A 9909-nucleotide genomic window follows, 5' to 3' on the forward strand; every position below is an offset into this window, starting at 1 on the left:
ATTGATCGCTAGATCAATTACTGCGCGAGGCGGATCGATCGCCACCGCGACAACGCCGAACGAAGGGGCGACGATGGCCTGGAGGATGCCGCACGAGGGCGATCCGCACGAGCGCACGTGGATGGCGTTCCCGAACGAGGGGCCGACGCTCGGCGACGACCCCGCCGAGCAGGAGCGCTTCTACGCCGCCTGGAGCGCGGTGGCGAACGCCGTCGCCGGCTTCGAGCCGGTGACGATGCTCGTCGATCCGTCGAAGGGCGAGCGCGCCCGGCGCATGCTCGACTCCGCCATCGACCTCGTCGAGACCCCGGTCGACGAGTTCTGGTTCCGCGACCACGGCCCGACGTTCGTCGTCGACGACGAGCGCCCCGGCGCGCTCGGCGCCGTCGACTGGATCTTCAACGGCTGGGGCGCGCCCGAGTGGGCCTCGTGGGAGAAGGCGGCGCAGCACGCCCGCTTCACCGCTGACCTCGTCGGCGCCGAGGTGGTGAGCTCGCTGCTCGTCAACGAGGGCGGCGGCATCCACGTCGACGGCGAAGGCACGGTGCTCGTCACCGAGACGGTTCAACTCGACCCGCGCCGCAACCGCTTCGCAGACCGGGCACGCGTCGAGGCGGAGCTCGCCCGCACGATCGGCGCGACGAAGGTCGTGTGGCTCCCGCGCGGCCTGACCCGCGACTACGACGAGTTCGGCACGAACGGCCATGTCGACATCGTGGCCACGATCCCCACGCCCGGTCGAGTGCTGCTCCACGCGCAGCAGAACCCCGAGCACCCCGACTTCGAGGTGTCGCGTGACCTCCGCGCCTTCCTTTCGCAGCAGACGGATGCCGCGGGCCGAACCTTCGAGATCATCGACCTGCCCGCCCCTGAGACGCTCCGCGACCACGAGGGGTTCGTCGACTACAGCTACGTGAACCACCTGGTCGTGAACGGCGGGATCATCGCGTGCGGCTTCGGCGAGGAGCGCGCCGACGCGCAGGCGCGCGACATCCTCGAGGCCGCCTACCCGGGCCGCCGTGCGGTCACGGTCGACGCCCGCCAGATCTTCGCGGGCGGCGGCGGCATCCACTGCATCACGCAGCAGCAGCCGGCGGTGGCCCGGTGAGCCGCCACTACCCCGTCGTCGAGAAGACGATCGCCGAGCTCCGCGCGTCCCTCGAGTCGGGCGCGGTGACGAGCGTCGAGCTCGTGGACGCGTACCTGGCCCGGATCGACGCCTACGACGCCCCCGGCACGGCGACCGCGCTCGCCGCGGTGGTCGTGCGCAATCCCGACGCGCGGGCCGAGGCCGAGGCATCCGATCGCCGTCGCGCCGCCCGGCACGCGCTCGGGCCGCTCGACGGCATCCCGTACACCGCCAAGGACTCGTTCATGGCCAAGGGCCTGACCGTCGCGGCGGGCTCGCCGGCGTTCGCCGACCTCGTCGCGCAGCGCGACGCGTTCTCGATCGAGCGGCTGCGCGCGGCGGGAGCCGTGCTCATCGGGCTCACCAACATGCCCCCGATGGCGAACGGCGGCATGCAGCGCGGCGTCTACGGCCGCGCCGAGAGCCCCTACAACGCCGACTACCTCACCTCGGCGTTCGGGTCGGGGTCGTCCAACGGCTCGGGCACGGCGACCGCGGCGAGCTTCGCGGCGTTCGGCCTCGGCGAGGAGACCTGGTCGAGCGGCCGCGCCCCCGCCTCGAACAACGCGCTGTGCGCCTACACCCCGTCGCGCGGCGTGATCTCGGTGCGCGGCAACTGGCCGCTCGTGCCCACGATGGACGTCGTCGTGCCCCACACCCGCACGATGGCCGACCTGCTCGAGATCCTCGACGTGATGGTCGCCGACGACCCCGAGACCCGCGGCGATTTCTGGCGCGCGCAGTCCTGGATCGCGATCCCGGATGCCTCGGCCCTGCGCCCGGCGTCGTACCCGGCGCTCGCGTCGGGCGATGCCGACGCCGCCGCCGCGACCCTCGCGGGGCGCCGGTTCGGCGTGCCGCGCATGTACATCAACGCCGATCCGGACGCCGGAACCGACCCTGACGGCGGGATCGGCGGACCGACCGGCACCCGCATCGAGACCCGGCCCTCGGTGCTCGCGCTGTGGGAGAGGGCCCGGCTCGACCTGGAGGCGGCCGGCGCCGAGGTCGTGGAGGTCGACTTCCCGGCCGTCACGAACTACGAGGGCGACCGCCCGGGCGCCCCGACGATCACGACGCGGGGGCTCGTGACCGAGGAGTTCCTCCAGCGCGAGATCGTCGACCTGTCGGCGTGGGCGTGGGACGACTTCCTGCGGGCGAACGGCGATCCGGCGCTCGACCGGCTCGACGACGTCGACGGCGCGACGATCTTCCCGCACCCCGACGGCGCGCTGCCCGACCGGTACACCGGCTTCGACGACGACATCGCGACCTATCCGGCCCAGGTGCGCGAGCACCCCTACCGCTCGTTCGCCGACATCCCCGAGATCGCCGACGGTGTCCGCGGCCTCGAAGAGACCCGGCGCATCGACCTCGAGGACTGGATGTCGATCCTCGGCCTCGACGCCGTGCTCTTCCCCGCGGTCGCCGACGTGGGCCCGGCCGACATGGACGTCAACGAGGCATCCGCCGATCTCGGCTGGCGCAACGGCGTGTGGGTCGCCAACGGCAACCTCGCGATCCGCCACCTCGGCATCCCGACGGTCACCGTGCCGATGGGAACGATGGACGACATCGGGATGCCGGTGGGCCTGACGATCGCCGGTCGCGCGTACAGCGACACCGACCTGCTCGCCTGGGCCGCGGCGTTCGAGGCCCTGCGGCCGCGCCGCACCGCTCCTCCGCGCACGCCCGAGCTTCGCTCCGTCGGGTCCGACACCGGAGAACGATGAAGCTTCGCACAGCTCTCTCGAGGGAGACGGATGCTGTGGCCCGCGGCCGCGAACTCGGCACGGCATTCGCGCCGCAGTATGCGCAGACGGCGGCCCTCTACCTCGCGCACTTCGCCGAGCTCGGCATCGGGGAGCGGGACGTCAGGACGATCGCGGAGCGCAGTCGCACGGCGCTGGGGGCGTGGGCGCCCGATCTCGCCGCCGAATCCGACGCGATCGCGGATGCAGCGGGGATCGAGCGGTGGCGGCTCGCGGCGGTCGGTGCGCGCACCGAGATCCTCGTGGCGGCGCCTCCCCGGGTCGGCGAGTGCTCCACCGCCGTGCATGTGGGCGCCGGAGTCGCAGCCGAGTCCCTCCAGACCTGGGACTGGCACGACTTCCTCGTGCCCGAGGCACTTCTGGTCGAGTTCCGTGCGACGAGCGGACTGGACGTCAAGATGTTCACCGAGTTCGGGACCCCCGGCAAGATCGGCGTGAACAGTGCCGGCGTCGGACTGCACTTCAATATCCTGTCGCACGAGTCCGACTCGGCTGCAGGCGGCGTTCCCGTCCACGCGGTCGCGCGCCGCGTGCTCGACGAGGCACGGTCGGTCGACGACGCGCACCGCATCGCGGCGAGCGCCGCGGTCAGCGCATCCACGGTGCTGACGGTGTTCGACTCGAACGGGTCCGAGTCCCGCGCGATGGCCCTCGAGCTCTCGCCTGCGGGGATGGGCGTCGTCGAGCCGGGGTCCGACGGCTGGCTCTTCCACACCAACCACTTCCTGGACCCGAAGCTGTCGGAGGGCGACACGATGTCGGATGAGACGACGGTGGTCCGCCTGGCGCACCTCGACGGCGTGCGGGCCGAGCTCACAGGCCTCGACCCGACCGCGCGCGCCCTTGCGGTGTGCGGCGGACAGGGCGCCGCAGCTGAGATCTGCATGACGCCGGATCCGACGCTCCCCCGCCTCGAGCAGTGGACGACCCTGCTCACGGTCGCGGTCGACACCGAGCGCTTCGCGCTCGACGTCTTCCCCGGCCGTCCCGACGAGGCGGCCGCCGCAGGCCTCGCCCGCTTCTGACCCGCAGCGTCAGCGGAGCCCCGAGCGCAGGTCCTCTCCGGCCTCGCCGATCGCGCCGGCCGCCGACGCGGCCGGGGTTGCAGCATCCGTCCCGTCCTCGTCGGTGTGGAGCGACGGCGGGGCCGCGGCGTACGCGTCGGACAGCTCGCGATAGGGCTTCGACACGAAGGCGAGCAGCACGACGAGCAGGAGTACCAGGCTCGCGCCGACGAACGCCAGCGCGATGCCGCGGGCCTCACCCTCGCCGAGCAGCCAGCCCCACGCCTGCTGCCCCTCGGGCGAATTCATGTACGGGATGAGCCAGAACTGCGCGATGGGTCCGATGAGGAACGCCGAGACCGGTGCCGCGGCGGACTCCACGCTGGCGGCGAAGCCGAAGACGCGTCCCTGCTTCTCGAACGGCACGACGCGCTGCACGATCGTCTGCTCGGAGGCCTCGGCGATCGGCATGAGCGCCATGAAGATCAGGATGCCGAGGCCGTACAGCCACCACCACTCGCGGATCGCGAAGGTCATGCCGAGCAGCGCGATGCCGATGTTGACGAGCAGCATCGTGCGCACCGGGTTCTTGCCCAGGCCGAATTTCGCCACGAGCGCGCCGCCGATGATGAACCCGAAGCTCGTCACTCCGAGGACGATCCCCCACATCTCGACCGAGAAGAGCGTGAGTCCGTACGGGTCCATGAGGGCCATGAAGACCCCGCCCACGAGGTTGTTGAACGTGGAGAAGAGGATGAGGGCGAGCAGCCCCGGCACGACCATGACCGCCGGGATCACGCCCTTGAAGCCGAACCCCTTCGGCGCCTCCCCCTCGACGTGGGCGACACCGCGCTCGGGGATCGGGACGAAGGTCAGGTGGATCAGCGCCACGCCGGTGGCGGCGATCGCGATGGCGACCGTCCACCCCATGCCGAGCAGCCCGATCGACAGGCCCGAGAACACGCTGGTCACCATGAAGGCGATGCCCTGGACCGCGCCGACGAGACCGTTGGCCTTGTCGCGCCGGTCCCCCGGCACGAGCAGGGTCACCGTCGTCGACAGCGCGATATTCCGCAGGTTCTCGACGACCCCGCCGACGAGGATCACCCCGGCGAACGCCCAGAACCACGGACCGGTCCAGTCGAGCAGCGCACTCTCGGGGAACGCCAGGAACATCGCCCCGGCGACGACGTACGCCGACACCGTCACGATGCTCGAGAGCAGCATGACCGACTTCTTCTTCATGCGGTCGACGATCACCCCGAACACGACGCCGAAGACCGCGACGAGCAGCATGTACGAGCCGCCGATGACCGCCGTCGCGAGCACCGACTTCGTCTCGAGATAGACCCAGAACGTCAGCGCGAACCAGAGGTAGCTCGAGGTCACGTTGGCGAGCGCGGTGTTGACGAGCACCTGGTAGAACGCGCGGAGCGTGCGCGCATCGGGATGATGCTGGACGGGATCTTCGGATGCTGCGGGCCCGGCAGGGCTCGGCTGGCTCATGACGATTCCTTCGGCGTGTTCGCGGAACAAGCGGTGAGGGCGAGGGTCTATGGTGAATGTGGACACTGTTCACATTCAGTGTTCACAACGTACACACCCGGCCGGGAGGACGCAATGACTTCGCCCCTGCGTGCCTATCATCACGGCGACCTCCGACACGCGCTCATCGGCGAGGGCCTGCAGCTCGCGCGCACCGGCGGCCCGGCCGCCGTCACGCTGCGCGAGGCGACTCGCGCCGTCGGGGTCTCACCCAATGCCGCCTACCGGCACTTCGCCGACCGCGACGCCCTGGTGCGCGCCGTCGCGCGCGAGGCGCAGCTGGCCCTGGCCGCCGCGATCACGTCGCGCGTCGAGGCCACGCCGGCCGGACTCTCGCCCGCGGCCGCCGCGACCGAGCGGCTGCGCCGCGTCGGCCTCGCGTACATCGACTTCGCGCGCACCGAGCGCGGCTGGTTCGAGACCGCGTTCTTCACCCAGGACACCCACGCGAACGACGGCATCGTGACCCTCGACGACGAGATCGTCGCCCCGTTCCGGCTCCTGATGGACACGCTCGACGCCATGGTGGAGGCCGGCGCACTGCCGCCCGACCGCCGTCCCTACGCCGAATGGGCGTGCTGGTCGGCGGTGCACGGGTTCGCCGACATCGCCGTGCACGGCCCGGTGCGGTGGCAGCCGGCATCCGTCATCGATGCCCTCGCGGCGTCCGTCGTGGAATCGGCCATCACGGGCGTCCGGGGCACGACCGACGCCCAGGCCGCGGACTGACCCGCGCCTCTTGCCGTCGCCCCGCGATCCGGCCAGACTCGCACCGATGGAGGGGGATGGAGATGGCAGGTTCAGGAACCACTGAGGACCCGTGGCGGCTCACGACGGCACCGGGGACCAGCGAATACACGATGTACCGCGACGAGGCGGCGGACCCGCCCGCACTCGTCTGCCAGGTGGGCTCGACGACGCTGAAGTACCACCTGAGCGCGATCGACGACCTCGCGGCCTGGCTGCGCGAACAGGGCGACTGGGTGCCGCTCGGCGCCGCCGATGAGCAGAAGCCGGCGGCCGACGGCACGGTCGAGGCGTGGGGCCGTGACGAGGGCAACCCGGTCGGCGGCTGGTACGGACTCCGGAAGGGATACCGCGGACGATTCGGGATGTACCTTCCGCCGCTGCTCGAAGAGCTCGGGCTCGCCGAGCTGACGCACGACAAGCGCAACAACAGCGTCCGCGCCGTGTGACGCGCATCGACACGAGGGGCGCGGTGGACCCGCGGGCTTCTAGACTTTCGCCCATGCCGCCCTCGCCGGAAGCGACCACGTTCTCGCGCCCGTCGATCGTGGGGCGCGGGTTTTCGTGGATCGCCGACTACGTCTACGCCGGTCGCCGGCAGCTCGCCGTGCTCTCGTTCCCGTGGGCGATCGGGCGACCGCGCCCCGCTCCGCCGTCGTGGCGCCGCGGCGACCCTGCGCTGCCCGAGGTCTATCTCATCCCGGGCGTGTACGAGCACTGGACGTTCCTGCGCCCGCTCGGCGACGCGCTCGCGGCGGCGGGCCACCGTGTCACGGTCGTCCACGGCCTGGGCGTGAACCGCCGCACCATCCCGTCGACCGCCGAACGCCTCGGCGAGCTGCTCGCCCGCACGCCAGCCCCCGACGCCGGCCGTGTGCTCGTGGCCCACAGCAAGGGCGGGCTCATCGGCAAGCACCTGCTCGTCTCGTCCGGCGCCGCCGCGCGCGCCGCCGCGGAGGCGTCAGCGGGCGGCGACCCTGCCGAGGGTGCCGCGGCCGCGCCGGATGGCGGCCGCCCCCTCGGGCTCCTCGGACTCGTCGCCGTGGCGACGCCGTTCGGCGGCTCGCGGCTCGCCCGCCTCTTCGTCGTCCCGAGCATCCGCGCCTTCAGACCCAAGGACGAGACCATCCTCACCCTCGGCCGCGAGACGTCGGTCAACGGCCGCATCGTGTCGGTGTTCGGGCCGTGGGACCCCCACATCCCCGAGGGGAGCGCCCTGGACGGCGCGACGAACATCGCGGTGCCGACGTCCGGTCATTTCCGGGTGCTCGGCGCGCGGTCGACCGAGCGCGCCGTGCTCGACGGCATCGCCGTGCTCACCGGGACGGAACCCGCGGCCTCGTAGCCCCGGTCACACCTCGGGGCGGTGCGGCCACCAGGCCGGCAGCAGCGCGAGATACACGCGGAGGAAGTCCTCGACCCGCGGAGACGGATGCCGCAGCCACCCGTCGATGATCCCCACCGTGCCGTCCGCCAGGAAGCGGGCGGCGGCGGCCTGGACGGTCGCGGCGCTCACGCCGTCGACGTCCACCGGGATCCGGACGCGACCGCGCTCCAGGAGCGTCTCGGTGGTGCCGCGGAAGTGGCGGCCGAGCATCGCATGCAACGCTCCCCCGCCGTCGGCGAGTTCGCGACGGTAGATGTCGACGTGCCGCAGGATGTGGTGAAGGACGCCCTCGGTGACGGTCGCGACGGCGGTGGCGGCATCCGCCGGGTCCTTCATGAGGTCGCTGCGCAGCACGTCGAGCTCCGCGGTGAGCGCGGCCTCGACCAGCCCCTGCGGCGAATCGGCGTGCTCGTAGAACGTCGAACGGTGCACGCCGGCCGCGTCGGCGAGCTGGGTCACCGTCAGGCTCGAGATCGGCTGATCCGCCGCGAGAGTGAGCGCCGCGGTGTACAGGCGGTCGCGGCTGCGCTGCTTGCGGGGATCCATCGCGCCTCCGGGAATCTTTTCGACAGGTGTAGGTTAACTCATATGTACCCGACAGATGTCGGAGAAGTGATCGGCGCCACGCGATGACGCCACCAACGGAGGTAATCATGGCTACGTACGATGTCGCGGAGCGTTCCGCGATCGTCACCGGCGCAGGATCCGGCATCGGCCGGGCGGTCGCCCTCACCCTCGCCGCCAACGGCGCAGCGGTCCTCGTCGCGGACGTGCGACAGGAGGCCGCGGACGCGGTCGTCGCCGAGATCACCGGCGCGGGCGGCACCGCCGCCGCGTTCGTCGGCGACGTGTCGGACCCCGCGGTCGGGCAGGCGGCCGTCGAGGCCGCAGAGGCCCTCGCTCCCCTGCGGATCGCGGTCAACAACGCCGGCATCGGCGGCGCGGCGGCACCGGTCGGCGAGTACCCGATCGACTCGTGGCAGAAGGTCATCGAGATCAACCTGAACGCGGTGTTCTACGGCACACGGGCGCAGGCGCCTGCGATCGCGAAGAACGGCGGCGGTTCGATCGTCAACATCTCCTCGGTGCTCGGCTCGGTCGGCATCCCCATGTCGTCGGCGTACGTCGCGTCCAAGCACGGCGTCGTCGGTCTCACCAAGAACGCCGCGCTCGAGTACGGCACGCAGGGCGTGCGCGTGAACGCGGTCGGCCCCGGCTTCATCCACACGCCGCTCGTCGACGCGAACCTCGACGCCGACGCGCAGACGGCTCTTGCCGCGAAGCACGCGCTGGGCCGCCTCGGCGACCCGCAGGAGGTCGCGAACCTCGTGGCCTTCCTCGCGTCGGACGCCGCCACGTTCGTCAGCGGCAGCTACCACCTGGTCGACGGCGGATACGCCGCGCAGTAGCATCCGTCGCGCCGGAACCGGCGGCCCGCGTGCACCCGAAGCACGCGGGCCGCCTCCCATTCCGCGCGATGTCTACAGCTGCGGCGGGGTCCAGACCAGAGTGTGTCCGGTCGCGGTGAACATCTCGTTACCGGCGAGCTTGCCGGTCGTGGTCGACTCGAGCACGAAGCCTAGCGCCTCGTAGAAGTTGCGCGCCGCGTTTCCGTCGAGCACTTCGAGCTCGACCCGTCCGCCGGAGCGCGCGACGAAGTGCTCGACGAGCGCCCGGCCGATGCCGCGGCGGTACTGGCCGGGGTCGACGTAGATCCACGTGATCTCGCCACCGTCGGGGCCGACGCTGCCGGCGATGAAGCCCGTGACCGCGCCGTCGGTCTCGGCGACCCAGACCTCGTCGTCGAAGAGACCCTCGTTCTCGTACGTGGCGGCGAGGTCGAGATAGGCATCGAGGAGACCGGCGCCGCGGAGCTCGTCGAGCCGCGCGGCATCGTGGATGCGCTGGATGTCGTCCCAGTCGGCGCTGTCGTAGGGACGGATGCTGACGGTCACGGTGTCTCCTGGGGAACCGAGGCGGTGCCGCGCCACGCGGCGAGCACCTCGACATGGCGCAGCAGGAACGCGCGCTCGTCGAGCCGCTTGCGCCGCAGCCACCCGGTGACCTCGTCGTTGCACTTGCTCGCGTTGCACGACCGGCACGCGGGGACGACGTTCTCGAACGTGTAGCGGCCGCCGCGTGAGATGGGCAGCACGCAGTCCTTCTGGAACGGGCCCGCCGTCACGCCGCAGTAGGCGCACGCTCCCCACGCCTCGACCAGGGACTCCCACTCGTCGAGCGTCAGGTCGTTGTCGGCGGCGGCCACCCGGCGTGCACGGCGTCGCGCTGCGCGCGCACGCCTGGTCTGACTCACCGCCATGCCCG

Annotated in this window: 11 protein-coding genes; 7 read left to right on the forward strand and 4 right to left on the reverse strand. The window is 71.6% G+C overall.

The genetic code is table 11. From position 1 onward, the window contains the following. The first annotated feature begins 73 nt into the window (after nucleotides 1-73). From ACFVSU_RS06325 to ACFVSU_RS06335, 3 genes are read left to right on the forward strand one after another with little or no spacing between them, the layout of a single operon-like run. Entirely contained in the window at nucleotides 74-1108 is a 1035-nt protein-coding gene (locus ACFVSU_RS06325) for an agmatine/peptidylarginine deiminase (protein WP_387139636.1), read from the forward strand. After that, nucleotides 1105-2862 carry an amidase gene (locus ACFVSU_RS06330; protein WP_387139639.1) on the forward strand — a complete coding sequence of 586 codons (1758 nt, stop codon included), beginning with the start codon at nucleotides 1105-1107 and terminating at the stop codon, nucleotides 2860-2862. Before ACFVSU_RS06325 ends, ACFVSU_RS06330 begins: the two co-directional genes overlap by 4 nt. After that, a complete protein-coding gene (locus ACFVSU_RS06335) occupies nucleotides 2859-3926 on the forward strand; it encodes a C45 family autoproteolytic acyltransferase/hydolase (protein WP_387139642.1) in 1068 nt (355 codons plus the stop codon). The genes ACFVSU_RS06330 and ACFVSU_RS06335 overlap by 4 nt, the downstream gene beginning before the upstream one ends. Before the next feature lie 9 nt (nucleotides 3927-3935). On the opposite strand, the gene ACFVSU_RS06340 is transcribed toward ACFVSU_RS06335, so the two are convergent. After that, nucleotides 3936-5411 carry an MFS transporter gene (locus ACFVSU_RS06340; protein WP_387139646.1) on the reverse strand — a complete coding sequence of 492 codons (1476 nt, stop codon included), beginning with the start codon at nucleotides 5409-5411 and terminating at the stop codon, nucleotides 3936-3938. 114 nt (nucleotides 5412-5525) lie between these two features. Between ACFVSU_RS06340 and ACFVSU_RS06345 the strand changes: the two genes are divergently transcribed. The 3 genes from ACFVSU_RS06345 to ACFVSU_RS06355 all read left to right on the forward strand — a co-directional run bounded on the left by ACFVSU_RS06345 (nucleotide 5526) and on the right by ACFVSU_RS06355 (nucleotide 7542). Next, nucleotides 5526-6179, forward strand: coding sequence for a TetR/AcrR family transcriptional regulator (locus tag ACFVSU_RS06345; protein ID WP_387139649.1), 654 nt, complete (start codon nucleotides 5526-5528; stop codon nucleotides 6177-6179). 62 nt (nucleotides 6180-6241) lie between these two features. Continuing rightward, the gene (locus ACFVSU_RS06350; protein ID WP_387139651.1) at nucleotides 6242-6646 is read left to right on the forward strand and encodes a DUF6855 family protein; all 405 of its coding nucleotides are present in this window, start codon (nucleotides 6242-6244) and stop codon (nucleotides 6644-6646) included. Nucleotides 6647-6699: 53 nt separating this feature from the next. Beyond that, complete coding sequence (locus ACFVSU_RS06355; RefSeq protein WP_387139654.1) at nucleotides 6700-7542, forward strand: esterase/lipase family protein; 843 nt, start codon at nucleotides 6700-6702, stop codon at nucleotides 7540-7542. A gap of 6 nt (nucleotides 7543-7548) precedes the next feature. On the opposite strand, the gene ACFVSU_RS06360 is transcribed toward ACFVSU_RS06355, so the two are convergent. Then, entirely contained in the window at nucleotides 7549-8130 is a 582-nt protein-coding gene (locus tag ACFVSU_RS06360) for a TetR/AcrR family transcriptional regulator (protein WP_387139657.1), read from the reverse strand. A gap of 107 nt (nucleotides 8131-8237) precedes the next feature. Between ACFVSU_RS06360 and ACFVSU_RS06365 the strand changes: the two genes are divergently transcribed. Then, complete coding sequence (locus ACFVSU_RS06365; protein WP_310285441.1) at nucleotides 8238-8993, forward strand: glucose 1-dehydrogenase; 756 nt, start codon at nucleotides 8238-8240, stop codon at nucleotides 8991-8993. A gap of 72 nt (nucleotides 8994-9065) precedes the next feature. Here the strand turns inward: ACFVSU_RS06365 and ACFVSU_RS06370 are convergent, their stop codons facing one another. Both ACFVSU_RS06370 and ACFVSU_RS06375 read right to left on the reverse strand, forming a co-directional pair. Then, the gene (locus ACFVSU_RS06370; RefSeq protein WP_387139660.1) at nucleotides 9066-9539 is read right to left on the reverse strand and encodes a GNAT family N-acetyltransferase; all 474 of its coding nucleotides are present in this window, start codon (nucleotides 9537-9539) and stop codon (nucleotides 9066-9068) included. Beyond that, nucleotides 9536-9904, reverse strand: coding sequence for an HNH endonuclease (locus ACFVSU_RS06375; RefSeq protein WP_387139663.1), 369 nt, complete (start codon nucleotides 9902-9904; stop codon nucleotides 9536-9538). Before ACFVSU_RS06375 ends, ACFVSU_RS06370 begins: the two co-directional genes overlap by 4 nt. Nucleotides 9905-9909: the final 5 nt, after the last annotated feature.

Origin of the sequence: Microbacterium sp. NPDC058062, assembly GCF_042885375.1 — a bacterium.
Classification (GTDB): domain Bacteria; phylum Actinomycetota; class Actinomycetes; order Actinomycetales; family Microbacteriaceae; genus Microbacterium; species Microbacterium trichothecenolyticum_C.